Origin of the sequence: Pseudomonas californiensis (assembly GCF_021147775.1) — a bacterium.
In the GTDB taxonomy this organism is placed as follows: Bacteria; Pseudomonadota; Gammaproteobacteria; order Pseudomonadales; family Pseudomonadaceae; genus Aquipseudomonas; species Aquipseudomonas californiensis.
This window is the reverse complement of record NZ_JAGTPK010000009.1, coordinates 75,502-100,451: the sequence shown is the minus strand read 5'-3', so window position 1 is coordinate 100,451 and position 24,950 is coordinate 75,502. Positions and strand designations below refer to the sequence as shown.

The 24,950-nt window shown below is 59.3% G+C and carries 25 protein-coding genes, 1 tRNA gene and 1 pseudogene; 17 read left to right on the top strand and 10 right to left on the bottom strand.

The features are described from left to right. The first annotated feature begins 663 nt into the window (after positions 1-663). The 4 genes from KDX37_RS10995 (at position 664) to KDX37_RS10980 (ending at position 2,847) form a co-directional block, all read left to right on the top strand. On the top strand, positions 664-1,239 hold the full coding sequence (locus KDX37_RS10995) for a tail fiber assembly protein (protein ID WP_231652726.1): 576 nt from the start codon (positions 664-666) through the stop codon (positions 1,237-1,239). A gap of 62 nt (positions 1,240-1,301) precedes the next feature. Next, on the top strand, positions 1,302-1,907 hold the full coding sequence (locus tag KDX37_RS10990; RefSeq protein ID WP_231652725.1) for a glycoside hydrolase family 19 protein: 606 nt from the start codon (positions 1,302-1,304) through the stop codon (positions 1,905-1,907). Then, positions 1,904-2,320 carry a DUF6527 family protein gene (locus tag KDX37_RS10985; RefSeq protein WP_231652724.1) on the top strand — a complete coding sequence of 139 codons (417 nt, stop codon included), beginning with the start codon at positions 1,904-1,906 and terminating at the stop codon, positions 2,318-2,320. Before KDX37_RS10990 ends, KDX37_RS10985 begins: the two co-directional genes overlap by 4 nt. Then, a complete protein-coding gene (locus KDX37_RS10980; RefSeq protein WP_231652723.1) occupies positions 2,305-2,847 on the top strand; it encodes a DUF2514 domain-containing protein in 543 nt (180 codons plus the stop codon). Before KDX37_RS10985 ends, KDX37_RS10980 begins: the two co-directional genes overlap by 16 nt. A 293-nt stretch (positions 2,848-3,140) precedes the next feature. Here the strand turns inward: KDX37_RS10980 and KDX37_RS10975 are convergent. Next, a tRNA-Leu gene (locus KDX37_RS10975) sits at positions 3,141-3,226 on the bottom strand. Between the two features lie 209 nt (positions 3,227-3,435). Beyond that, positions 3,436-3,708 carry a hypothetical protein gene (locus KDX37_RS10970; protein ID WP_231652722.1) on the bottom strand — a complete coding sequence of 91 codons (273 nt, stop codon included), beginning with the start codon at positions 3,706-3,708 and terminating at the stop codon, positions 3,436-3,438. 47 nt (positions 3,709-3,755) lie between these two features. Between KDX37_RS10970 and KDX37_RS10965 the strand changes: the two genes are divergently transcribed. After that, the gene (locus tag KDX37_RS10965; protein ID WP_231652721.1) at positions 3,756-4,157 is read left to right on the top strand and encodes a helix-turn-helix domain-containing protein; all 402 of its coding nucleotides are present in this window, start codon (positions 3,756-3,758) and stop codon (positions 4,155-4,157) included. Positions 4,158-4,173: 16 nt separating this feature from the next. Here KDX37_RS10965 and KDX37_RS10960 read toward each other — a convergent pair whose 3' ends face one another. The 5 genes from KDX37_RS10960 to KDX37_RS10940 all read right to left on the bottom strand — a co-directional run bounded on the left by KDX37_RS10960 (position 4,174) and on the right by KDX37_RS10940 (position 9,062). Next, positions 4,174-5,268, bottom strand: a complete 1,095-nt coding sequence (locus KDX37_RS10960) for a DNA topoisomerase IB (RefSeq protein WP_231652720.1) — start codon at positions 5,266-5,268, stop codon at positions 4,174-4,176. Between the two features lie 73 nt (positions 5,269-5,341). Further along, entirely contained in the window at positions 5,342-6,430 is a 1,089-nt protein-coding gene (gene modC, locus KDX37_RS10955; protein ID WP_231652719.1) for a molybdenum ABC transporter ATP-binding protein, read from the bottom strand. 3 nt (positions 6,431-6,433) lie between these two features. Further along, a complete protein-coding gene (gene modB / locus KDX37_RS10950) occupies positions 6,434-7,114 on the bottom strand; it encodes a molybdate ABC transporter permease subunit (protein ID WP_231652718.1) in 681 nt (226 codons plus the stop codon). Beyond that, positions 7,115-7,882, bottom strand: coding sequence for a molybdate ABC transporter substrate-binding protein (gene modA, locus KDX37_RS10945; protein WP_231652717.1), 768 nt, complete (start codon positions 7,880-7,882; stop codon positions 7,115-7,117). Between the two features lie 103 nt (positions 7,883-7,985). Beyond that, on the bottom strand, positions 7,986-9,062 hold the full coding sequence (locus tag KDX37_RS10940) for an NAD(P)H-dependent flavin oxidoreductase (protein WP_231652716.1): 1,077 nt from the start codon (positions 9,060-9,062) through the stop codon (positions 7,986-7,988). A gap of 154 nt (positions 9,063-9,216) precedes the next feature. On the opposite strand from KDX37_RS10940, the gene acuR reads away from it, so the two are divergent. Together acuR and acuI are read left to right on the top strand one after the other, a co-directional pair. Then, the gene (gene acuR / locus KDX37_RS10935) at positions 9,217-9,852 is read left to right on the top strand and encodes an acrylate utilization transcriptional regulator AcuR (protein WP_231652715.1); all 636 of its coding nucleotides are present in this window, start codon (positions 9,217-9,219) and stop codon (positions 9,850-9,852) included. Positions 9,853-9,912: 60 nt separating this feature from the next. Then, positions 9,913-10,896 (top strand): acrylyl-CoA reductase (NADPH), encoded by a 984-nt coding sequence (gene acuI / locus KDX37_RS10930; RefSeq protein ID WP_231652714.1) that lies wholly within the window; start codon positions 9,913-9,915, stop codon positions 10,894-10,896. A gap of 3 nt (positions 10,897-10,899) precedes the next feature. Here the strand turns inward: acuI and KDX37_RS10925 are convergent, their stop codons facing one another. Together KDX37_RS10925 and KDX37_RS10920 are read right to left on the bottom strand one after the other, a co-directional pair. Beyond that, on the bottom strand, positions 10,900-11,373 hold the full coding sequence (locus tag KDX37_RS10925) for an RES family NAD+ phosphorylase (RefSeq protein WP_231652713.1): 474 nt from the start codon (positions 11,371-11,373) through the stop codon (positions 10,900-10,902). Positions 11,374-11,383: 10 nt separating this feature from the next. Continuing rightward, a complete protein-coding gene (locus KDX37_RS10920; RefSeq protein WP_231652859.1) occupies positions 11,384-11,857 on the bottom strand; it encodes an antitoxin Xre/MbcA/ParS toxin-binding domain-containing protein in 474 nt (157 codons plus the stop codon). 184 nt (positions 11,858-12,041) lie between these two features. Between KDX37_RS10920 and KDX37_RS10915 the strand changes: the two are divergent. Next, positions 12,042-13,007: pseudogene (locus KDX37_RS10915) on the top strand (site-specific integrase). Between the two features lie 301 nt (positions 13,008-13,308). On the opposite strand, the gene KDX37_RS10910 reads toward KDX37_RS10915, so the two are convergent. Then, on the bottom strand, positions 13,309-13,572 hold the full coding sequence (locus KDX37_RS10910) for a DUF2790 domain-containing protein (protein ID WP_231652712.1): 264 nt from the start codon (positions 13,570-13,572) through the stop codon (positions 13,309-13,311). Positions 13,573-13,855: 283 nt separating this feature from the next. Between KDX37_RS10910 and KDX37_RS10905 the strand changes: the two genes are divergently transcribed. Genes KDX37_RS10905 through KDX37_RS10865 form a run of 9 tightly spaced genes read left to right on the top strand, consistent with a single transcriptional unit; the run spans position 13,856 to position 24,948 of the window. After that, on the top strand, positions 13,856-14,248 hold the full coding sequence (locus KDX37_RS10905; RefSeq protein WP_231652711.1) for a cupin domain-containing protein: 393 nt from the start codon (positions 13,856-13,858) through the stop codon (positions 14,246-14,248). After that, complete coding sequence (locus KDX37_RS10900) at positions 14,241-15,740, top strand: methionine--tRNA ligase (protein WP_231652710.1); 1,500 nt, start codon at positions 14,241-14,243, stop codon at positions 15,738-15,740. The genes KDX37_RS10905 and KDX37_RS10900 overlap by 8 nt, the downstream gene beginning before the upstream one ends. 14 nt (positions 15,741-15,754) lie before the next feature. Then, positions 15,755-16,900, top strand: coding sequence for an NAD(P)/FAD-dependent oxidoreductase (locus KDX37_RS10895; protein WP_231652709.1), 1,146 nt, complete (start codon positions 15,755-15,757; stop codon positions 16,898-16,900). Beyond that, positions 16,897-17,874 (top strand): ABC transporter substrate-binding protein, encoded by a 978-nt coding sequence (locus KDX37_RS10890; protein WP_231652708.1) that lies wholly within the window; start codon positions 16,897-16,899, stop codon positions 17,872-17,874. Before KDX37_RS10895 ends, KDX37_RS10890 begins: the two co-directional genes overlap by 4 nt. Before the next feature lie 53 nt (positions 17,875-17,927). Further along, positions 17,928-19,244: a lysine N(6)-hydroxylase/L-ornithine N(5)-oxygenase family protein gene (locus tag KDX37_RS10885; protein ID WP_231652707.1), complete on the top strand. Its 1,317-nt coding sequence runs from the start codon at positions 17,928-17,930 to the stop codon at positions 19,242-19,244. A 10-nt stretch (positions 19,245-19,254) separates the two neighbouring features. Next, positions 19,255-21,264 (top strand): 2,3-diaminopropionate biosynthesis protein SbnB, encoded by a 2,010-nt coding sequence (gene sbnB / locus KDX37_RS10880; RefSeq protein ID WP_231652858.1) that lies wholly within the window; start codon positions 19,255-19,257, stop codon positions 21,262-21,264. A gap of 5 nt (positions 21,265-21,269) precedes the next feature. Next, positions 21,270-23,072, top strand: a complete 1,803-nt coding sequence (locus tag KDX37_RS10875; protein ID WP_406642036.1) for an FAD/NAD(P)-binding protein — start codon at positions 21,270-21,272, stop codon at positions 23,070-23,072. 41 nt (positions 23,073-23,113) lie between these two features. After that, positions 23,114-23,758, top strand: coding sequence for a LysE family transporter (locus KDX37_RS10870; protein ID WP_231652706.1), 645 nt, complete (start codon positions 23,114-23,116; stop codon positions 23,756-23,758). 35 nt (positions 23,759-23,793) lie between these two features. Further along, positions 23,794-24,948, top strand: coding sequence for an iron-containing alcohol dehydrogenase (locus tag KDX37_RS10865; RefSeq protein WP_231652705.1), 1,155 nt, complete (start codon positions 23,794-23,796; stop codon positions 24,946-24,948). Positions 24,949-24,950 lie beyond the last annotated feature (2 nt).

The following is a 24,950-nucleotide window of genomic DNA, read 5'->3' as shown; positions in this document are numbered from 1 at the left end:
ACGGGTCAAAACTTGGCTCTCTTCCTGGGCTATACCCTATAACCGATCTAGATTTCGCAACGATGCGTAGCAGAGCTGGCGGTCGAAACACCGGGTCCATTACAGGATTTACCATATGGAACTATCATCAGATTTCAGCCATACAGATTCTTCTGCTTATAGAATTGGGCACTCCTGATGCGCAGAATGTATTAGGCCAGGGCAACTCTACAGCCGACCTTGGGCCCCTTCAAGTAAATAACTCTACGGTCGCGCAGGCCACTTGGAGGGGGATTGTTGGGCTTTGGGCAAATGTCTGGCAGATGGCAGATGGATTGAGTTCTAGCGCTAATACGGGGTGCATGATATGGGATAACTCAGGAAATTCTAGCTATGTTGGTACATCGCTTGTGTTTCCGGCAAGCGGGTACCCTACTGCATTTTCGGCGGCGTCCGGCACAGGATACGACCTAAGGACCTCATTTATTCCCTCATCAAGTAGTGCAACTCAAACAGACGGAGCTACCGGCGACCGTTATTCGGCTGGCGGCTCGGCTGTGCTTTATTTCGGCGGCTCGTACGGTGGCGGCGCGCAATGCGGTCCATTCTATTTAAACGTTGCTACGGACGCCTCATATTCCGCTGGGAATGTGTCATCCAGGATAGCTAAAACATAGGTGAAATATGTACGTAAATTTGGCCACCTTAGAAATTATAAATGCTATTCAGTTGCAGGAGTTATTTCCTTTGACTGGATTTCCTCCTGATGTTGGAAATGAAGCTTTGCTTGAGTATGGTTTCGCCGTACTAGAAAACTATCCTCGCCCGACTGTTGCAGCTCCAGATACTTACGCCGCTGGCTCTGTTCTCGTCGTGGATGGTCATGCGTACCAATCCTGGGTCGTTATTCCAGCTACTACCGCTCAATGGCTAGAAATGAGCACCGACAAGCTAAACGCACTGAGTCGCCAAGCAAACACCCAAGTCACAGCCTTGCAAGGCCGAGTCAACACCCTCGACTACCTGATCAACCAACAAGACCCTGACGACGAGGACTACATAGCACCGACAGCGGCTGAAATCGCTGAATTCCCGGTACGCAAGGCCTCGCTCAAGTCGTGGAACAGCTACAGCGTGAAGCTGGGCCGGGTGTCCACCCAAGCCACATGGCCAAGCGCACCGGTCTGGCCGGTTCAGCCAGAGCCATACACCAGCGAAACATCGGCAGCATCCGTAACGTCCGAGCCACAACTCGCCTGAAAAGCTGTACATAATCCCCCAGTCACAGAGCCTGCAATCTCAACCAGATTGCAGGTTTTTTTATGCCTATCACTGAATCGCAAATCATCGCCATCCTTCCGAGATCGGCGGGCGTTGCAAAGTCCTTCGTTCCTGCGCTCAACGTGGCCATGGGCAAGTACCAGATCGTCACCCAGTTCCGCATCGCAGCATTCCTCGCCCAGATCGGTCACGAATCAGCGCAACTGACAGCGCTGGTCGAGAACCTGAACTACAGCGCCACCGCACTGCAAAAGACGTGGCCGAACCGCTTCACGCCGGAGCTTGCTGCCCAGTACGCACGCCAGCCTGAGCGCATAGCGAATGTGGTTTACGGCTCCCGCATGGGCAATACCGGAAACGGCGACGGTTGGAAGTATCGCGGTCGCGGCCTGATCCAGCTCACCGGCAAGACGAATTACCAGCAGTGCGGCGAGGCGCTGGGCGTTGACCTGCTTGGACAGCCTGAGCTGCTGGAAACGCCAGAATACGCGGCGCTGGCCGCTGGCTGGTTCTGGTCGGTCAACGGCCTGAACACGTTGGCCGATAACGGTGATTTCATTGCAATCACCAAGCGGATCAACGGCGGCACCAACGGCCTCGCCGACAGGCAAGCACTTTATGAGAAGGCGCTGAAGGTGCTGGCATGAGCGAAATCAAAACTATAGGCCGCTGCCTTGGCCAGGGCTCCGATGGCTCAGTCTGGTTCTTCTGCGACGGGTGCAATGCCGCGCACAGCATAAAGGTCAATTCGCCCAACACTCCCGGCCCGAACTGGGGATACAACGGCAACCCCGATGCACCTACCTTTACGCCCTCTGTGCTTGCCCGTACCACTGGCGCGCCGGGTGGGTGTAGCGTGATGACCGCCGAAGAAGAGGCCGAGTACGACGCGATTTACGCAAAAGGCGGGAGAGAGGCGGTTTTTTCGAGTCGATTCGGCAAGGTTTGCCATTCTTTTGTAACTGACGGGCGAATCCAGTATTTGGGCGATTGCTCTCATGCGTTGGCGGGGCAAACGGTCGACTTGCCAAACTGGGAAGAATCATGGGCGCGCTGGTGAGTGCTGTCACGTCCCGTTCTGCAGCTTTGCTGCTGATCTTGCTGGCCGTGGTGGGCGCACTGTATGGCGCCTACCGTCATGGTGTCACGGTTACTGATCTGGCTTGGCAAGCGAAGTGGGCCAGTCATGTCAGCGCCCAGTCGCAGGCCGTGGCCAGCACCACGACCGAATACCGAACCGAAGAGCAACGCCGCCAGTCAGCGGCCAACCAGGTGGCAAACAATGCGAGACAAGAACAGGCCTCTGCGATATCTGATGCTGCTGTCGCTGACAGTGCTGGCGACCGGCTGCGCGTCGAAGCAGGAAAGCTGGCAGCCTCAGCCAGTTGCGTGCCCGGTGATACCGGAACTGCCGAGCGAGGCAAGAACGCCACCCGCGCCGCCATGGTGCTCTCCGACTTGCTCGGCCGGGCTGATGCGCGAGCGGGAGAGCTGGCGCGTTACGCTGACCAACTCAGAATAGCGGGGCAGGCGTGCGAGGCGTCCTACCTGTCGCTGACTGCTCGTCCGGTTCCCATTGCCAAATGAGCTGACCCACGCCAAGAATACTGTATCTACATACAGTATTTGGGTTTATGGAAATGAAATACCTCATTGTGTGCAGGCGGCGGCTGGGCGTAGCCATCGACCGCAAGGAGCTTCACAAGGCAGAACCGATCCTGGGCAGCGGTGGAAATGTCTGAAGCTGAAAGGATTGGTTTGTTCGTCGGCAGGACGCCGGGGAAGGGGAGGAAAAGTTGGATTGCGGAGCGATGAATAAAATTGCGGAGCAAAAAAGACAAAGGGCTAGGCAGAAAACTGCATAACCCTTTGATTTTAAATGGTGCCCCGAGCCGGGGTCGAACCGGCACGTCCAAAGGACGAGGGATTTTAAGTCCCTTGCGTCTACCAATTTCGCCATCGGGGCGGTAGCGCCAAGAGCAGGGAATATATACACCCGGTCACCATGAAGCAAGCTCGCAAGTGCTTCAGACGGGACAGGATGTGACTTTGCGCAACTGAATAAATCTCTCGATAAATCAGAAGGCTACGAAAATTCAGGATGAGGCTGACGGAGCCGGGTTGTCGGTCGCACGGAGGCGATCTGATGTCAGATCCGGTTTTTGTCGGGCGACGTCAGCTTGATATCTCCAGATTATCCTGCGAGCGGCAGAGGCGCGCGTTGTCAGCGCGTCTTCCATGGTCATGCCCAGCAGCCGCACTCGTACATAGCGCAAAGCTCGATGCTGTCACATCGCCTTTGGCATTGATCCGATAAACGTAGGTTGAAATAAGCCGGTTGATGGGCGAAAAGTTAATAAGGGAGGAGATGACGTTTCTGAAGTCGTTGGCGATGCGGATGCGCCGAAACAGGTTTTTCCGGACATCCCGAAGCGCTCTATCAGTCATTTTTTCTGCAGGAAATTGATTTCAACGTCAGGACGGAAGGCAAGGACATGAGTGACATAGCCACCAGGTTAAGGGAAGAGCGCAAACGTCTTGGGCTTTCGCAGCGTGAAATGGGGTGCATGGGGGGGGTGGCTGCCAATGCACAGGGGAAGTATGAAAGTGGCGAGCGGGTTCCGAAGGCGGATTACTTGGCTGCGGTGGCCAACGTCGGGGTCGATATCCTTTATGTGTTGACCGATCGCCGTGCGGTGGCTGTCGAAGTGGACATTCAGAATGGCATCGCAGGTCTTCCAGCCGTGGCATCCGAGCTAATGCTCGGAGAAGTTCAGCAGGCCGTCCGTCAGCTGGTAAACACCATCGAAGAACTGTCCAACGCGTTCGAGACGCCACAATCGGCACAGGGCTCGACCGGTCAAACGGTGCCTCTGGTCAGCTCTCCGGGACGTTGAAGCCGGACCGGAAGTCTTATTGGCGCTCGGCTTTTTTTGCTGCTTTCACCGCTTTCACCACCACCTCGACCTCAACTGCCTCTTCAACGTTGTCTGCCAGCATGCGGAGGTAACTGGCCAATGCAACTTCTTCAAGACGCAGGCCTTTGCGTTCTCTGAGTCGCGGAAGTTTGGCCAGATTCCCCAGCAGGAAACCTTCCAGTACGGCCGGGTGGATATAGCATTTGCGGCAAATCGCGGGCGTGTTCCCCAACTGCTTTGACACTGCCTTGACCATGTCGACGATGTGCTTTTTCGCATCCGCCTCGGGCTCCCAGTGCAGTTTTTGCAAGGTTGCCAGCGCCAGTGCGCTGGCAGCCCAGGTGCGGTAGTTCTTGGCGGTGAAGTCCGAGCCCGTCAACTGTTGCAGGTAGGTGTTGATGTCCGACGAGCTGACCGTGTGCCGTACACCATCATCGTCCAGATACTGGAAGAGGTTTTGCCCTGGCAATTCCATACAGCGTTTTATGACGTTGGCCAAACGTCGATCCTTGACAGTGACCCGGTGCTCAATGCCACTTTTGCCACGAAATTCGAACAGGATCTGGCCACCTTTGACTTCCACATGCTTGTTGCGCAGCGTTGTCAGGCCATAAGAGCGGTTTTCCTTGGCGTACTGGCTGTTGCCGATCCGGATCAGTGTGGCGTCCAGCAGCGAAATCACGGTAGCCATGACCTTTTCACGGCCCATGCCCGGTTGCGCGAGCTGATCCTCGATCTGCTTGCGGACTTTGGGCAGCGCGTGACCGAACTCGATCAGACGCGAATATTTGTCCTGATCGCGCAGCTCTCGCCAACGCGGGTGATAGCGGTATTGTTTGCGACCTCGTGCATCACGGCCGGTGGCTTGAAGGTGCCCATCGGGATCGGCGCAGATCCAGACATTGGTGTAGGCGGGCGGCACAGCCAGTGCGTTGATCCGGGCAATCTCTGCCTTGTCCTTGATGCGCGAGCCGGCGGTATCGAAATAGGCAAATTTGCCGCGCAGGATTTTGCGGGTGAATCCGGGTTGAGTATCGTCTACGTAGTGCAAGTCATTGGCAGGCGGGCTGATCGCATTCGAGTCAGGCATGACGAAATTCCAGAGGCAGTTAACAACACTGACCTCGTCTGCCGGTGGTGGTGCCGTGTATTTGCAACTGGCCTCACGCCAGTACTGCAGCTGCCTTGATTTGCGCCCACACTGCCTGCCCGCGATGCAGTTTCAACTGGTCGTAGGAATAACGCGTGAGCCGCGCCAGCAAGGGCGTGCCGCCGGCATCAAGCCTGACCAGCACATGCGCCGAGTTGTCGGCGATGGCTTCGTCCACCACTGTCACCGGCAAGCGGTTGAGAATGCTGGTAGGGTCATCCGCCTGCAGGCTCAGGCTGACGTCCCTGGCCTGAACCTTGACACGTAATCGAGTGCCGGGCTGCATGGCCGCGTGTGCGACGCGCAGGGCAAGGCTGCTGGCAGGCAAGCCTAACGTCAGCAATTGATAAGCTGTGTCATACGCGGTCACCATGCCTTCGATCACGACGCCGGCGTCATCATCCATGGCGAGTGGCAGGTCAAGGCGCGCCAGCGTTTCCTGAATCGGTCCGCTCGCGACGACTTTTCCTGCTTCAAGCAGCACCAGATGGTCAGCCAGCCGAGCGACTTCATCCTGAGCGTGACTGACATACAGCATGGGGATGTCCAGCTCCCGTTGGAGCCGGTCAAGGTAGGGAAGAATTTCGTTTTTGCGCCTGGCATCCAGTGCGGCGAGGGGTTCATCGAGCAGCAGCAGACGCGGGCTGGTCAGCAGCGCCCGCGCGATGCCCACCCGCTGACGCTCACCGCCCGACAGCTTTTCGGGACGACGTTCCAGCAAATGATCGATGCCCAGCAGTTCGGTGGCATGGCGCAATTCAATACTGCGCTGGTTGCGGGGGATGCGCTTCAAGCCAAATTCCAGATTGGCCCTGACCGACAGATGCGCAAACAGGCTGGCCTCCTGGAAAACATAGCCAATTGCACGCTTGTGGGCGGGCACGAAGACTGCCTTGTCGGTGTCTTGCCAGATTTCGCCATGAACCCGCAAAAAGCCATTGGCGGTCTGCTCCAGGCCCGCGATGCAGCGCAGGCAGGTGGTCTTGCCAGAGCCGGAGGGGCCGTACAGCGCGGTAACCCCGGTGCCCGGCAAAACCAGGTCGACGTCAACGCTGAACTCCGGATAAGTCATCTGCAAGCGAACTTCTATGGTCGAAGCCATGGTTCAACTCCAACCCGTTCTGGATCTGCCGCTGGAATAAAGCGCCAGCAGCACCACGAACGAAAACACCAGCATTGCGCCTGCAAGCCAGTGAGCTTGCAGGTACTCCATGGATTCGACGTGATCGAATATCTGCACCGACACCACGCGTGTTTTTTCAGGGATATTGCCACCGATCATCAGTACCACGCCGAACTCACCCACGGTATGGGCAAACCCGAGGATCGCAGCGGTAATGAACCCCGGTTTTGCGAGTGGCAGGATCACACTGAAAAACGTGTCCCACGGTCCAGCTCTCAACGTGGCAGCCACTTCGAGAGGCCGCGTACCGATGGCGGTAAAGGCGTTTTGCAGCGGTTGCACGACAAAAGGCATCGAGTAAATCACCGAACCCACCACCAGGCCTGCGAAGCTGAATGTGAGCGTGCCCAGCCCCAGGCTTTGGGTCAATTGACCGATCGCACCGTTAGGGCCAAGCAGCAGCAACAGGTAAAAGCCGATAACCGTCGGCGGCAGAACCAGAGGCAACGCAACCACAGCGCCAATCGGGCCCTTGAGCCACGAGTCAGTGCGCGTCAGCCACAAGGCGATGGGCGTGCCGATCACCAGCAGGATGACGGTAGTCAGCGACGCCAGCTTCAACGTCAGCCAGATGGCAGCGATATCGGCACTGTCCAGTGGCATTTACAGCTGATACCCGTACGACTTGATGATCGCGGCCGCTTTCGGACCTTTCAGGTAGTCGACCAGCGCCTTGGCGGCAACACTGTCCTTGCCTTTGCTGAGGATGACCGCGTCCTGTTTGATCGGGTCATGCAGATTGGCCGGGACGATCCAGGCCGAACCGCTGGTGAGCTGGCCGTCCTTGTAAATCTGCGAAAGCGCCACAAACCCTAGTTGTGCATTGCCAGTGGACACAAACTGGTAGGCCTGAGTGATGCTTTGACCCTCGACGAGTTTGGCTTTGATCGCATCGCTCAGCCCCAGTTTGCTCAGTACCTGAGTAGCGGCAAGCCCGTAAGGAGCGGTTTTCGGGTTGGCGATGGACAAGTGTTCAAATTGCCCGGTCTTGAGCACGTCACCCTGGTTATCGACATAGCCTGGCTTGGCAGACCACAACGCCAGGGTGCCTGTGGCGTAGGTAAAACGCGAGCCTTTGATCGTGTCACCTTCCTGCTCCAGCCTGGCTGGCGTGGCGTCATCGGCTGACAGGAATACCTCGAACGGCGCGCCGTTCTTGATCTGGGTATAAAACTGGCCCGTGGCACCGAAAGCGGCGACCAGCTTGTGACCGGTATCCTGCTCGAAGACCTTGGCGATGGCCTGGGCCGGTGCAGTGAAGTTGGCCGCCACGGCGACTTGCACCTCGTCAGCGAGCGCAGAAGCTGTGCCCGAGACTGCCAGGGCAATCACCAGAGGTTTGATAAAGAGTCGCAGCGGTAAAGCACGCATGAAACAGCTCCAGAACGGGATAAAAAGCACGTCTTCCGGGTAGAAGGCAGTTCGCTATATAAATAAATATATAGCGATTGAGTGCTGTTCCGGTAGCAATGTTTTATTTGCGAGACAGAATCGTCAGTGCGTCTTGCGCCAGTTGCCGGGTCAGGTGAGCTGCCGACATCGTATGTTTGATGCCCACAGCCTGTCCTGCCCAAAGATTCATGAAGTCACCATTACCCTGTGGTTCAGCTTTGGCACGCAACGGCAGCAAGGCACCACCTGCGAGTGGAAAGGCGGGCGCAAGAGGGCTGATGGGGCCGATCTCACGCATGATCCGGTTGACGATGCCGCGCGCCGGGCGACCGGTAAACAGATTGGTCAGCGCAGTCTGGCTGTCTGTGGCTTGAGCAAGGGCCTGACGGTGAGGGACGCTGACCTTGGCTTCCGGGCAGAACAGGTACGCGGTTCCCACCTGAGCGGCCGAGGCGCCCAGGACCATGGATGCGGCTACCCCCCGACCGTCAGCAATGCCGCCGGCGGCAATGACAGGCACGCTGACGGCGTCGGCAATTTGCGGCACTAGAGCAAACGTGCCGACTTGTGTATGCAACTGATCACTGAGGAACAGACCTCTATGGCCGCCAGCCTCATACCCCATGGCAATCACTGCATCACAGCCATGCTGCTCCAGCCAGACTGCCTCTTGCACGGTGGTGGCCGACGCAATGATCTTCGCGCCAGTCGCTCGAACCCTGTCCAGCAAGGCCTGTTCCGGAAGACCGAAGTGAAAACTGACCACTTCGGGCTTCAGCTCTTCAACCAGTGCACAGCTGTCGACATCGAAAGGAGCACGGTTGGACACTGGGGTCGGAGCATCAAAATCAGCGCCCAGTTCGTCGTAATACGGCTTCAGCGCCTGCTTCCAGCGTTCGGCCCGCTCGGCGTCGAACGCAGGAGGCTGATGGCAAAAGAAATTGAGGTTCAGCGGTGCGCTGCTGTGCTGGCGGAAGAGTGTGACTTCGGCACGTACCTGATCAAGGGTCAGCATCGCGCAGGGCAGTGACGCCAGGCCCCCTGCGTTGGCGACGGAAATCGCCATGGTCGAGCCAGTGGCGCCTGCCATGGGGGCATGGAGGATCGGCAGTTGAATGTTGAACAGCTCCAGAATGCGGGTGTCTGGCCAGTGGCTCATGTCGATCTCCTGATCTGTCGCGCTTGAAGGCTGCCATTTGAGCGCGCAGTGCCTGGTTTTGCAACGGCCGCGTCGCACGCCTGTGTGCAGGCGCTTGCCGTATTTAATAAAGCAGCAGGTTGACATAAAAGACGATCGGTCTAATATTCGACCCATGACTTCCAGCCCTGTAAAACCTCGACGCCCCGGTCGCCCGCCCAAAGTGGACAGGGACGCCCTTGAAACCCGCGACGCATTGCTGCGCCGAGGTCTTGAAGTGTTTACGGAGCAGGGGTTCTGCGCCACTGGCATCGACTACATCCTCAAGGAAGTGGGTGTGCCCAAGGGCTCGTTCTATCATTACTTCCCTAGCAAAGAAGCGTTCGGCCATGCGGTGCTTGACGAATATGCCCGCTATTTTGCACAGCTTCTCAATCGCTGGTTGCTGGACGAGTCTCTTGCGCCACTGGAGCGGTTGGTTGGCTTTGTGCAAAGCGCCAAAGGTGGCATGGCGCGTCATGACTATCGACGCGGCTGCATGGTGGGCAATCTGGGGCAGGAAGTCAGTATGTTGCCGGAAGGGTTCCGCAGCGTTCTGGAACAGATCCTTCAGGAGTGGCAGGCAAAACTTGCTGCCTGCCTGGCGGCTGCTCAGAGCCAAGGCGAATTTGCCGCCGATGCCGATTGCGATGAATTGGCCGCATTTTTCTGGATTGGCTGGGAAGGGGCGGTCCTTCGCGCCCGGTTGGTAAAAGATGACACACCGTTGAATACATTCATTGCCGGGTTTCTTCGCGGGCTTCCGCAGTGAAGTGTTCCGGTTCTGGTTTCAGGTCTATTTCAAGACGATCGGTCTAAATTGGAGGCGCTCATGTTCAAGGGCATTTTGATAGACAAGAATGAAGCGGGTTACCACGTGAAGCTCAGCGATATCGACGAGGCGAACCTGCCTGCGGGCGATGTCACCGTGCGCGTCTCGTACAGCACGCTCAACTACAAGGATGCGCTGGCAATCACAGGCCAGAGCCCGATCGTGCGCAGCTTTCCGATGGTACCTGGCATCGATCTGGTCGGGACGGTGCAATCCAGTGAGTCTGCTGACTTCAAAGTGGGTGACACTGTTCTGCTGAACGGCTGGGGCGTGGGCGAAGGCCACTGGGGCGGTCTGGCTCAACAGGCGCGTCTCAAAAGCGATTGGCTGATCCCGCTCCCTGAAGCATTTACACCCGCGCAGGCAATGGCCATCGGGACCGCCGGCTACACGGCCATGCTCAGCGTCATTGCCTTGCAAAAGCATGGGGTGACCCCGGATTCGGGCGACGTGTTGGTGACGGGGGCGAATGGCGGCGTCGGCAGCTTTGCCGTCGCCATTCTGGCCGGCCTTGGTTATCGGGTGATCGCGTCCACCGGACGTGTCGCAGAAAGCGAATACCTGACGAAACTGGGTGCTGCGCAGATCATTGATCGGCACAGTCTGTCGGAACCGGGCCGCCCGCTCGCGAAAGAACAGTGGGCGGCAGCTGTCGATTCGGTGGGCAGCCATACGCTGGCCAATGTCTGCGCGGGGATTCGCTACCGCGGTATCGTCGCGGCATGTGGACTGGCGCAGGGGATGGAATTTCCGGGTTCGGTTGCACCTTTCATTCTGCGTGGCGTCACCCTGGCCGGCATCGACAGCGTGACCCGTCCGCGTGCCGACCGCCTTGAAGCCTGGTCCAGGCTGGCGACCGATTTTGATCCGTCATTGTTGTCCCTGATCAGCCGGGAAATTGGTTTGAGCGAAGTCATCGACGCCGCACCGCAACTGATCGCCGGTCAAATCCGTGGGCGGGTGGTAGTCGACACCTGGCGCTGAACCTCAGGGACGTTGGCGGGTAAATCGCTCACGCTGCCCGTGTGGGAAATCACTGACCGTCAGGATCTCGATGCGGCCTGCCGCCGGATGTACCGGGTTGAGAACGATCAAGCGCGCCTGCAGCATGACGGGTGAGGGCACGATAAGGCCGAGGTGTTGCCGGTTCTTGAGCCAGCGGGTGCCGAAATCCATGCTGACAATGTCGGCAGGCCGTGCATCCCAGCCCGGTGGCAGTTGTGCTTCGGTCGTCTCGTGGTAAAGCGTCGGGTCGTCCGGCAGCCGGACACAGACCAGTTTGAGTGCGAGCCGTGGTGCTTCACTGCTGTGCATCAGGGTTTCCAGCGCACAGAGTTCCGGCGTGAGTCCAAAATACAGGGCAGGGTGCGTGCGATGATTCCAGCGCGCGCCAGACAGCGCAGCGCATCTGCCTGTCAGGTCAGTTGCAACCGCTGTCCGAGCCAGTCTCCAGACCTCCATCAAGCCTCCTTCAAATCCCTGCGCCGCATTCAAGCGCAGACAGGGCTCGGCGCACCTGACGTGCGCCCAGCCCTGTCTCGCATAACTGCAACGGCACCTGATCGCCCAGCGCGCTATTGAGCGTCAGCATCCATTGAGCAGCACGCTCGGGGTTATCGAACACCTTCAGCGCCTGGATCGCGATGAACGCGACCCGGTCGAGGCGCTCTGATGCCACGGCGTCCAAAGCTTGCTCTGTACGCTGGCGTCGTTCCAGTGTGGAGGCCGAAGCATTGAGCAACCCTTCGAGCTGCGGATAACCGAGCTTGAACGCCTCGCGCACCGCGCGGACCCAACTGGCCGCAAAGCCCGTCTGAATGTTCGCCAGGCGTTCGGCTTCGGTGCGCAGGCTGAGTTGATGAGCGAGCAGCCAGAAACTCGCAGCGGCCTGCCCGGCAACCCTGTCGCCTTGGTGGTTCGATGCCTTGTCGAGGGTTGATCTCAAAATACCTGCCTGATTGATCACGTCGGAAACGATCAAAAAGGCTACTCCAGGCGGCTGGTCATTCAAGCCCGAAGTTGTTACGGAGGTTTGCCTTTGATCAGCGTGCTAAAGTCCAGTCTTTGAAATGACCGAAAAGTACCGGGCTGTTCGCCGCGTACTTGCACTACGAAAGGCTCTGCTTTAAATGCCGCAAGATCCCTACATTGACAAGGCTGCGACCCCCCGCCAGCAAGCGTCGCTGCCGGATGTCTGCAACCCGCTGCAGCTTTACCTCGCCCGACTTGCGCCTTCCAGCCGCCTGACCATGAAATATGTGCTGCAGGATGCTGCGGACCGTCTGGGGCTTGCAGATGTCGACATCCAGGACATCGCCTGGCACACCTTGCAGCCAGGTCATGTCACCGCTCTGGTGTCGACCCTGCGTGAAGACGATTACGCGCCCAACACCACGTCGCTTTACGTGAATGCCATTCGTGGTGTCATGAACGAAGCCTGGCGGCACGACCTGATCAGCCATGATCAACTGCTGAAGATCCGGTCGATCAAGCCGGTCAGCGGGACCCGGCTGGTCAAGGGGCGCAACATTCGCCGCACGCTGATTCGCGAGTTGATGGAGGTGTGCGCCGCCGACCCTCGGCCGTAGGGGCGTCGGGATGCCGCAATCATCGCCATCCTCTATGGCTCAGGGATGCGCAAGTCCGAGTCAGTCAACCTGGACCTTTCACAGGTCGACTTCAACGAACGCAGTTTGCGGGTGCTGGGCAAGGGCAACCGGCAACTGATCAAATACGCCCCGGAATGGGCGTTCAAAGCGCTGAGCGACTGGCTGGAACTGCGCCGCTCCTGCCTGCAACCGGGGCAGGGCGATGACCTTTTCCTGTTCAATCGAATCCGTCGGGGCAGTCACATCACACGCGACAGAATTACCAAGCACGCGATCTACTTCATTGCCAAGCAGCGCGGTTTACAAGTGGGCGTGAATATCATGCCCCATGATTTTCGTCGTTCGTTCATCACCCGTGTCATCGAAGAATACGATCTGTCGATCGCCCAGAAGCTGGCGCACCACACGCACATCTCGACCACTGCAAGTTATGACATGCGCAGCGAGAACGAGCGTCGCAACGTGGTGGATCGTTTCGATCTTTAGGTATACAGCCATCAAAAAAAAGCCACCGCACGTGAGTGAGGTGGCTTAAAGATCTAACCAAAGGAGTGATGAAGCAGAGCAGAAATTTCAGCCTCACGATGCGGATTCGCGAGGCAGCGAAACATGTTCGCTCATCGCCGAACACGGTAACACCGCCCGCGCGTACAGAACTATCAGCATTGTCGATAGTGACTATCAATGCTCACAACTTGTTGCTTGATGTGAGGGTTCAACAGGGGCGACAAATATCGAACTTATGAACAGCGACGCTATATTCCGAACCCCGGCGATTTGCCCTGTATCAACTAGTGGCACAGATGTCACTCAAACGCAGGTATTCCAGATTGTGGCGCACGCCTTGACTGTCCAGGTAGATCATGTGCGCCTTCACAGGCTCGCATTCATTGGAGCTTGCGCTGGTCAGGCTGATGACTTTAGCAATGTCGAGGTTCTGTGAGTAGTTATATTCCACGACCGGTGTTGTGCTGTCTGCGTTTGCAACGCTTGTTGCAGCCGACGCAAACAGACTGAACATCGACAAGGTGGCGAACATTACGTATTTCATGAGTATCTCCTCAATAACTTTATGGGCAACAACTGGATGTCTGTGTTGCCGATAACGCCATTCTAGAAGTCGGGACACGCGTATTTGAAATGGTGGCTGTCGATAAGCTTAATCATTGAAACGGATAAGGCGTCGCACACGCCGCTGTCTGGACGGCGGCACCGGTGCACAGACGACCCATCGATTTGATCGATTTACGTCGCTCGACGTATCAAGTGATCGGATAGCCAACTTGCCGCCTGAATTTCATGCTTCGCCCCACTCAAAGCACACGGGTCTGAGCATGGAAAAGTTCGATATACACCGTAAAACCCAATTCGACGCCCTGGTACATGAGTATGGGCTCGACGGCAGTCGTCTTCTGCCATGGACCGGCTACCCGATGCCGTTCGCCGGCGGCTGGTGCGTGGTACGGCCGGGTACGTCCACTGAGGCACATACGCAGATCGATCAGGAAATCTTCATCGCCATCAAGGGCAGCGCCCGGCTGGTGGTGGGCGAGAAACAGCTGGATTTCGCTGTGGGCGACATTGCCGCAATACCGAAACACACCAATCACTACGTCATCAATGATTCCGATGAGGACTTTCATTTCTACGTGGTGTGGTGGGACATGAACTACGTGAATGCCTTCGTTGCGCAGCACAACGAAACCACGGGGTGCCTCGATGACTAAGTACATCGTCACCATCACGCCGCCGACCCCCAATGGCGACCTGCACATCGGCCATATCGCCGGGCCGTTTCTGGCGGCGGACGTGTTCACCCGGGTTCAGCGCCAGCGTGGTCATGACTGCGTGCTGGTCTCCTATTCGGATGACTACCAGTCGTACATGCTGCGCAAAGGGCTGGAGCTGGACGTTGACCCGGTGGTGCTTGCCAATCGCAACTCCGACCGAATCGAAGCGTCGCTTGCCGCCATCAACATCAAGCCCGACAACTGGATGCGGCCTTACGCCAACCGCTGGTTTGCCGAAGCGGTTGGCGAAGTGTTCGACAGTCTTCGGGAGTCGGGCTTCATCGAATTTCGCGATTCCAGCGAGCCGTATTGCCCTGATTGCGATGTGTGGGGCTACGAAGCCTTTGCACGAGGCAACTGTAATTACTGCGGGGCGGAGTCCGACGCCAGCCAGTGTGAAAATTGTGCTCAGGCGCCGGATGCCGAGCTTATGACCGAGTTGCATTGCAAGCTCTGCAAGCAGCCTTCGGGCTGGAACACGACGCATCGTGCGTTCCTGAAACTGGCTGCTTTCGAACCCGCCTTGCGTGAACGCCTGATGAGCCACTCATGGCGCAAACCGCTCAACGCCTGGCTGAGCGACACACTTGAACACCTGCATGACTGGGGCGTGACCCGGCCCGGCGACGGCGGCCTGGACCTGCGCCCCGATGGCTCGTGCCGGGTTCATACCTGGTTCATGGGGCTGGCCGGTTATATGGCAGCGTTTCGCGAGTATGCCGACCGCGAGGGTCGCCCTGAGCTGTTTCGTCAGTATTGGCAGTCGGGGCAGGGCACGCTGGTGCATTTCCTCGGCTTTGACTGCGTGTTCAGTCACGCCATCGTTTACCCGGCACAGTTGTCGGTAATGACCGGCATCAAGGTGCAGCAGCGCTTCATTCCCAACCAGTTCCTCAAGCTGGATGGCCTGAACCTGTCGACCAGTCGCAACCATGCAATATGGGTCGGGGACCTGGCACGCGAGGCCTGCGCGGACAGCGCTCGCCTGTACCTGGCAAGTATTGCGCCCGAGGAATGTGAAGGCGATTTCCGTCTGCAGCACTTTCTGACATGGCGTGAGGGCGTGTTCAACGAGTTCTTTCCGGCTCTTCTGGAGGCAGGCAAACGCCCCGACGACAGTTGGTGGAGCGGGGTTTGCGGCGCAGATGCCGGGTTGCTGGAGGCCTTGCGCCTGCAATGGACGCGCGCCGCCGAACCGAGTCAGTTTTCGATGAAAGGCATGGCCCGGGTGCTGCTGGATGTCATTGCGATTACGCGCACTCGTCTCGCCGAGGGCCGATCGGTCAGCCATTTGGCGGCATTCATTGCGGTGACCGGCAAGTCGCTGATCCCGGACATGTCGGCGCGCATCTTCAGCGCCTTCGAACTGCCGCAAGCGCGTGTGACGGCCACGGTGCTGTCTGGCTCAGCCGCTGAATACTCCATCTGAACGGACGCACCTTGATGTTCATCGACTATGAAATAGCGGTCATCGGCGCCGGGATCACCGGCGCCAGTATCGCCGCGCGTTTGTGCAGCGGCGGTGTCTCGGTCGCACTGATAGACAGGGGCACTGCGGGCAGTCTGGGTGCCAGCAGCTACTCCGGCGGGCTGGTGCGTCTTTACGACACCGATCCATTGCTGATGGACCTGGCGGCCTATTCGATTGGCCTGATGGATGAAGGCATCTTTGCCACCACCTACGCCAGTGCGTTGCGCCGTACCGGCGTGATCTATCGCGCAGCGCCGGACCAACTGGAAAACCTGTGCCACGCCATCGAGCAGTATGGCAGCGCACGTTATCCGATGCGCATGGTGCCCGCTCAGGCGCTGGACGGTAGTCGCTTTCCGAAGTGTTCGTCGCAGGAGCGGATCAATCTGTTCGAGCCCAGAGCGCGCGTGGGCAATGTGCGCCAGGCGGTTGCGTCACTGAGCCATGTGGTTCGTCAGCAAGGTCTGTTGCTCGAGCATCGCGACATCCAGGCGATTGATTGCCGCGCCCGAGACCTGGTGCACATCGACCTGGGCGACACCACGTTGCGCTGTCGGGCGGTAGTGGTTGCCGCAGGCGCCTGGAGTCAGCGCTTATTGCCACAACTGGAGCTTGAGGCGCGTTCTATTCCCTTGGCGCGGGTGTTTACCGAGGGTGACTGGCCGATGCCGGTGATCGATGCGGTGACGCAGAGTTATGCGATACCGCTGACTCGAAACATCGTTCAGACCGGCTGTGGTCTGCGTGACAGCAGCGTCTGGCCGGAGCATCTGGCCCGGCCGGATGCCCGGCATGTGGACGATGCGCGCAGGCGTATCGGTCAGTTGTCAGCGTCATCAGTTGCCTCGCAGCCGCAGGTGCTGGACGTGCTGCACGGGTTTGACAGCTACAGCGCGGACGGTCGTCCGGTTCTGGGGTTTTGTGATGAGCAGAGCCCGGTGTATCTGGCGACTGGCATGTCGGGCCTGGGTTTCAAGTTTGCGCCGGGCATCGCTCAGATTGCCTTCGAACAGTTGCGCAACCATCTGGCCGGTCAGGAGGATCTGTCGGTCGGCTGGTCTGCGCTGTCGCCACGCCGGGGTATGCGCAACACGTGCCTGCAAGGGGTGCAGCCATGAGCCCGGTTGTGCAGGAACCGCCAGCACTGAGGGTCGGTATCAGCGCGCTGTTCGATCCCGATGAAACACCCCACGCACGGACGTTTTTGCGCGCCCTGGCCGTGGCGCGCAACGTCATGCCGGGATTGGGCAGGGTGCAATGGCATTTCCTTGATGATGGCGCGAATGCCGTTCGTGGGGCCGAAGTGGCACGGCAGATGATCGAATGGAAGGCCGATCTGATCGTCGGACATTTCTCCTCCGATGCGGCAGTGAGTGCCGCCGCGCTGTATCAACACGCGGGAATCGCCCTGTTGAGCCCGGCGGCAACCATTGATCGCCTCACGCTGGAGCATCCCAATGCGTTCCGTTTTTGTCCCTCGGACCGGCAACTGGCGGCGGATCTGGTCGTTTGGCTCAGCGCCCGGCATTGGCGGGCCGTGCACATCGACGCTGACGCCAGTACTCACGGGCAGGCCCTTGCGGGGGCCATTGCTGATGCCGTCGCACACGCCGGGCTGCGCCGGGCAGGTGCGCGTGAACAGGCCGATGTGGAGGTGTTCGCCGGACGCTTGCAACCCAGCCGCGAACACTGGCAGACGAGGCGCCAGGCGGGCAGTGCCCGGCCGCTGGTCTTGACCGATGACGCGGTGTCGCCACATCTGGGATGCGCGTCGGCACACGACAGCATGACTTACGTGATCGGCTTTGGCGGACCAGACGACAGTGAGCATGGCTGTCTGTCCAGCGCCCTGTACAGGACGCTGTTCAGTGCACCGCCGCATACGTATTACCGGGAAAGTCTGCTGGTGTTCTACGTGCTGGCGATTCTGGCCAACAGCGATTGGCGCCACGAGCAGTTGCTGGACGTGCTCAACCACACCTCATTCAACACGCCGCTGGGCGGTGTCAGCTTCGAACACGGGGAGTGTCGAGGCGCACGCACGCGCGTCTGGAACCTGACGCCTGCAGGGTTGATACCCGCAACACATTGATCTGACGGCTTCATGCACAACGCTTTTATGCCAACTCTAAGGATGGGAACTTCATGGGTCATTCAACACAACATTCTTCTCGATCAGACGCCGTCTGTATCGGCTTCGGGCCTGCGGGTATCGCACTGGCCTGTGCGTTCGAAGATGCGCGGGAGGCAGGCGCACCGCTTGCCAGACTTTCTGTTCGCTACCTCGAAGCCGCGCAGGACACCCAGTGGCATCCCGAATTGCTGCTGTCGGGTACTGACATCAACCATCACGTGTTTCGTGATCTGGTCACTCCGCGTAATCCGCGTAGCCGCTTTTCGTTTGCGATGTACCTGAAAAGTCACGGGCGTATGTTCGATTTCGGCCTGCTGGGCCGACCGGCCAGTCGTCACGAGTGGTCGGATTACCTCGCCTGGGTCTCGCGGCAGGTCGACAGCGACACGCACTTCAATGCCAGGGTCAGCGATATCGAACCGGTGATTCGCGACGGTCGTTTGCAGGCGGTGCGGGTCTGTACGCCGGACGCGCGTTTCATCACACGCAACATCGTGCTGTCCAGCGGCAGCGCGCCACGCATACCTACGGCATTTCAGCCGCTGCTGAGCCCGACGCTGTTTCATACCTGCGAATTCGTCACGCGTGTGCAGGCTTTCGGTGCGGTATTGCCGAAACGCTGGCTGGTGATCGGCTCGGGGCAGAGCGCCAGCGAATCGGTGCTGGAACTGGTCGGTCGCGACCCCGGCATCCAGGTGCACTCGGTGCATAGATCCGCCGGCTTCAAACTCACTCAACTGGGCCAGTTTCCCAACCGCGTCTTCGCCCCTGATCACGTGGACTACTTCCACAGCCTGAACCCGGCGGCGCGTCATCGATTTCTCGACTGGAGCCGCTCGACCAACTACGCAGGCATTGATCCTGACGAAAGCCAGAAGCTTTTCTCGCTGACGTACGAAGACGCCATCGCTGGCCGCAAGCGCCTGCAGACCTACGCCTACAGCGTCATTTCCAGCATCGAGGCTGTCGAGGGCGGCTACCGCGTGGTGCTGACCGACACTTTCAGCCAGCGCACTCAGGTGCTGGAAGTCGATGCGGTGGTGCTCGGTACTGGCTATGAGCAGTACCTGATACCACCTCTCTTGAGTGGCTTGCAGCCCTGGTTGAAAGCGGACGTGGACGGCGGTCTGCTGATTGATCGTGACTACAGGGTCGCGACCCGTGACGACTGCGACGTTGGGATCTGGGTCAACGGCTTGTCCGAACGCAGCCACGGCATCAGTGACAGTCAGTCGTTTTCGCTGATGGCTTTGCGCGCCGAGCGCATCGCCAACGCTCTGGAGCAGGCCGTTGACACTCCAGTTCATGCACCGTCTTTGGCACAGTGAAGTGACCACCATGTACGACACACTCAGCGAAATTGTTCACGACCGCACCTTTCTCAAAGTTTCCGGGCTGGGCCAGGATTTTTACCTGAAAATGGAATCCCTGAACCCGGCAGGCTCTATCAAGCTCAAGACCGCGGTGGGTCTGGTGGATGATCTGCAGGCACGCGACCTGATCGGGCCGGACACCATCCTGATCGAGTCTTCGTCAGGCAACCTGGGCGTGGCGCTGGCGATGATCTGCGCCGAGCGGGGGATCCCGTTCACCTGCGTGGTCGATCCCAACAGCTCCAACCACAACATCCGCATGATGCGCACCTACGGCGCCGAGGTGATTCAGGTCGACACCCCGGACGCCAACGGCGGTTTTCTGGGCACTCGTATCGCGTTGATTCGCGCCAAGGTCGCCAGTGATCCGCGCTACGTGTGGCTCAATCAGTATGAAAACGCCGCCAACCCCCGTGCCCACGCCCGGACCACGGCGCGCTCGATCAGCCAGCATTTCGGTCATGTGGATTACCTGTTCGTGGGCGCAGGTACGACCGGTACGCTGATGGGCTGCCTGCAGCATTTTCAGCGTCATCACCCGACCACCCGGATCATCGCAGTCGACAGCGTCGGCTCGGTAACCTTCGACACCCCGGCCAGTCGCCGTTTCATCCCCGGTCTGGGCACCAGTCAGCGTCCGCCTATTTTCAATGCCGAGGGTGTTCATGCGCTGGAAATGGTCCCGGAATCACGCACCGTCGCCATGTGCCGCATTCTGGCGCGCAGCAAAGGCTTGCTGGTCGGCGGCTCGACCGCCACGGTGATCGCTGCGGTGCATGCGTGGCGCGAGCGCATCGAGCCAGGGTCAGTGGTGGTCGCCCTGTCACCGGACTGGGGCGAGCGTTATCTGGATACGCTGTACGACGATGAATGGGTCGAGCAGCGTTTTGGCCGCGATGTGTTGAGCATGACCTTGGCTGACCTGCCGATCATGCCGCAGTGGACCACCTGGCTGGCGGCCGAGCGTCATCATCAGGCGCCGTTCCATGTGGTGGATGGCGAAGTCGTGGCGCGCTTGCTGGCGGCTGATCCCCAGGCCTGCATCAACGATGTGCAAGCGGCCTATCTGGCGCATGAGGCTGGCGATACCATCAACCCGGACAGTTACTTTCTGCGTTTTCCCGAGGCCCCGGCCAATCGCATCATTGCGCTACCGGCCAGCCTGTGCGGCGAGCAGCCGGTCAGTGGCATCAAATGGATCTCCAGCTTCCCCGGCAATACCGAGTCAGGTCTGCAGCGGGCGTCGGCGGTGCTGATTCTCAACGACCCATTGACCGGTTATGCGTTTGCCTGCCTGGAAGCCTCGCGGATCAGCGCCATGCGCACGGCAGCATCTGCGGTACTGGGCGCACGCTGGATGAACCGTCAGCAACGCCATGTCCCACGCCTGTCGATCATCGGCGCGGGGTTCATTGCCCGCACGATTCTCGACATGTTTGTCTGTGATGGCTGGACTTTCGACGCGGTGAGTGTCTTTGACCAGCACCAAGCGTCCGCACGGGCGCTGGTTAGCCATGCCGCCAGTATTCATGGTCTGGCCAGCGATGTTGCCGAGCTGCACAGCTGTCTGGGCGCCGATATCGTGGTGTTCGCCACCACGGCGCCCAGGCCCTATGTGCTGGAGCCTGTGTTCCGTCCGGGGCAACTGCTGCTGAATATTTCCCTGCGCGATCTTGGGCCAGAAGTCATTGCCCAGGCCAATAACATTCTTGACGATGTCGAGCACTGCTTGAAGGCGCAGACGTCTCCGGACCTCGCGGTCCAGCAGTACCAGGATCGAACTTTCATCACGGGCACGCTGGCGCAACTGATGACGGGCCAGGTCGAACTGTGTCCGGATCGGGCGTCAATCTTCTCGCCCTTTGGCCTGGGCGTGCTGGACCTGGCTGTCGGGCAGCGGATTTATTGCCAGGCGGTGGCCGAGGGCAGTGCGATGCCAGTGCCGCGATTCTTCTTCGAATCGAATCGGTGGTGACCGCCATGCAGACACGCGCGATTCAAACCATCGAACAGCTGTTACCGCAGGTCGAGCCTCCCGCTCATCGCGTCGCCATCGTTGGCATGGGTTCCCGAGGCTTGAGCATTCTGGAGCAACTGATCGGCATGAGCCGTCAGGCCAATGCACAAGCGCTGCGCATCGACGTGTTCGATCCACAGCCTCCGGGCGGCGGGCTGCATCACAGTGAGCAGCCGGATTACCTGATGCTCAACACCATGGCGGGTCAGTTATCAGCATTTTCATCGGCTTTCCCCGCGAGTGACCCCACAGGCTGGACCTTTCTGCAATGGTGCGATGCGCATTCTGTACGCCTTGATGAGCGCGGACATGTGAGCGCAAACGGGCAGGGCAGGCCCGTCGACTTTGGTGATTTTGTGCCGCGCAAGTTGCTGGGTCGGTATTTGCAGGACAGTTATCGCTGGCTGCTGCGCCAGTGTCCGGCGCAGGTAAAGGTCTTTCATCACGCTGAACGGGTGGTCGGTTGCCAGCCCAGGAATGACGCGCCGGGTTTTCGGCTGTGCACCGCCGGCTTCAGGTTGGACGTGGATGCGCTATTTCTCACCACCGGGCATGCGCCAGCGACGCTCGACGTGCAAAGCGTTGACGGTGCGGTAGCGATCGAAGGGCTGGGGCTGACCGCCATGGACACGCTGGCCAGTCTCACTCAGGGCCGGGGTGGACGCTACGTGCGCGACCCCGGTTTTGCGGGTTGGCGCTACGTGCCGTCCGGTCGTGAGCCCAAGTTGTTTCTGTATTCGCGTTCCGGGCTCCCATTTCACGCCCGGCCGCAATGGCAGCCGGGCGGGAACCCGCCATTGCCCCGGCAGTACTTCACCGCCGCAGCCATCAACGAACTACGTCAACACAGCACGACCGGCCAACTGGATTTTCAGCGCGACGTGCTGCCGCTGATCATCGATGAAATGCGCGCGGTGTTTTATCAGGCCAGTGTTCGGCTGCAAGCGCCACGAAGCCTTGACGCGGTTCAGCAGGCGCTTCGCGGGGCAGTCGATCAGCTAGGACGTCGGGCGCTGTTCGCAGCTCTCGCGGAACACTGGGGTGAGTTCGAGCCCGAGCAGTGGCTGATCACCGAGTGTTGGTCAGGGGCAGACGACGCCTACGGCTCATGGTTTACGCAGTGGATCGAGCGGGAGTTGGCGTTGAGTCGACTTGGCACGACACGCAGCCCGATCCGGCAGGCGTTGGAGGTCTGGCGGGACTGTCGCGACCTGTTGAGGTTGGCAGCGGATCGCAACGGGCTGACCGAGGACTCCACGCGGGAGTTTTATGGCACCTGGGCCGGGCTTTCGAACCGGCTGGTCGGCGGGCCACAGAAAGAACGCTACGAAGATCTGCTGGCGTTGATCAAGGCGGGGGTGGTGACGGTGCTGCCGCCTGCGGGCAATGCGCTTCACGGCCATTCAGCTCAAAAAGACAGGCGCTTTGACCATGTGCTCCCTGGCCGTGTAGCCCACAGCGGCCTGTCCTGCGTGGGGTCCGGTGCTATCGATGACTTGCGCCACGCAGGGGTGATTCGACCCGCGCATGCCTGGCCCGCCGACGGCATCGAGACTGACGCGGTTTGCCGTGCCGTGGACAGCCGCGGCGCAGTTCAGCAACGCCTTTGGGTGCTCGGGCCTGTCGCCGAAGGCTGCACGTTCTACAACCACTACGTGCCTACGCCAGACCCAGGCTGCCGCGCGCTGATCGAGGCGCGTCAGGCGGTTGAATCGTGCCTGAACACACTGGCAGCCAGCTCTTTATCGACTTCATGTATCGCTTGAATAAAAACTTATAAGCCGCTAATTAAAAAGGAATTGAACCTATGTACGAGATCACGCTACTGACGGCACTTGCAGGCGCATTCATTGTGCTGATCATCAGCCCCGGTCCTAACTTTCTGGTCATCACTCAGCTGTCTTTCAGTCAGTCCCGGCAACAGGGCATTTGCGCAGGTCTGGGGGTCGCATCGGGCAGCATCATCTGGGCCTTGCTGGCCGCGACCGGCCTGGGCCTGATGTTTCAGCAACTGCCGTGGCTGCAGCCCGCACTGCAATTGCTGGGCGGCGCTTACCTGACCTGGCTGGGCACCAAAAGCCTGCGCAATGCGGGCAGCCAGCCCAAGCCGCGTGACATCGGTGCGTTGGGCATCGGCAGCCTGAGCAGGGCCTACCGTTTCGGTCTGCTTACCAACCTGACCAACCCCAAGGCGCTGGCGTTTTACACCAGCGTATTTACCACTGTCACCACGCCCGGCATGCCGATATGGGTCCGTACGGCCGGGGTTTCGATCATCGCAGTGCTGGCGACCTCCTGGTTTGTGCTGCTGGCGACGCTGTTTTCCATTCCTGCCGTGCAGGTGCGTTATCAACGGATGAAAAAGGCCATCGACATCGTTACCGGGCTTTTCATGATTGCTTTTGGTCTGCGCTTGCTGATCGGTCTGCTGCCCGCTGGCTTCATCGGCTGAACCAACTTTCCAGCCATTTTTTAAAGGAATGAATCATGCAAAGTAACGACTGGCACTATCCCACTTCGATCCGTGCAGGCGTTGGCCGCGTCAATGAGTTGGCCGATGCCTGCCGAGTGACGGGCATCAAACGCCCACTGCTGATCACCGACAGTTTTCTGGGCGGTACCGACATGATCCGCAGCGCGGTCGAAGACTGTCGCCAGCAGTTGGGGCATTGCGGCCTGTTCGATCAGGTGAAGGGCAACCCGACGGGTCGCAATGTCGCCGACGGATTGCACGCCTACAAAACAGGTGACTATGACGGCGTGATCGCCTTCGGTGGCGGCTCTGCGCTGGATGCAGCCAAGGCCGTGGCGCTGATGTCCGGACAGACGCGTCCGCTGTGGGATTTCGAAGACATCGGCCAGAATCACCTGCGTGCCAATGCCTCGGGCATCGCGCCAGTCATTGCGCTGCCAACCACTGCCGGAACCGGCTCTGAAGTCGGCAGGGCGTCGGTAATCACCGATGAACAGGCGCGGGTGAAACGAACCATTCTGCACCTGCGCATGATGCCGCGTATCGCGATCCTCGACGCCAACCTGACGCGGGACTTGCCGAAGCATCTGACCGCCGCGACCGGTGCCGACGCGTTGACCCACTGTATGGAGTCGTACTGTTCGCCCGCCTGGCATCCGATGGCCGAGGCGGTCTCGGTCAAGGGCATGCAGATGATCAAGGCGTATCTGCCCCGCGTTACCGAGGATGGGGAGGATATCGACGCTCGTCAGCAAATGCTGGTGGCGTCCAGTCTGGGGGCTGCGGCCTTCCAGCGTGGCCTGGGCGGCGTGCATGCCATCGCACAGAGCCTGGGTGCGCTATACGACCAGCATCACGGGTTGTTGAACGCCATTTTGCTGCCGTACGTGCTGGAGGCGAACCGCAGCGCGCTGACCTCGCAAATGGACGACCTGGCGGCGTACCTGCGCTTGCCGTCGCCGGGTTTCAGCGGGGTAATGCAGTGGTTGCTGCAATTGCGCGAGCAGATCGGCATTCCGCACACGCTGGGCGCTATCGGTATCGATGATCGCGAAGCCGAGCGGGTCGGACAAATGGCCTTTGCAGACGGCTGTTCGCACACCAATCCAATCCGTCATTCGGCCGAGATCTACGCGCAGATCTTCAGTCGTGCTGTGGCCGGGCACTGAAT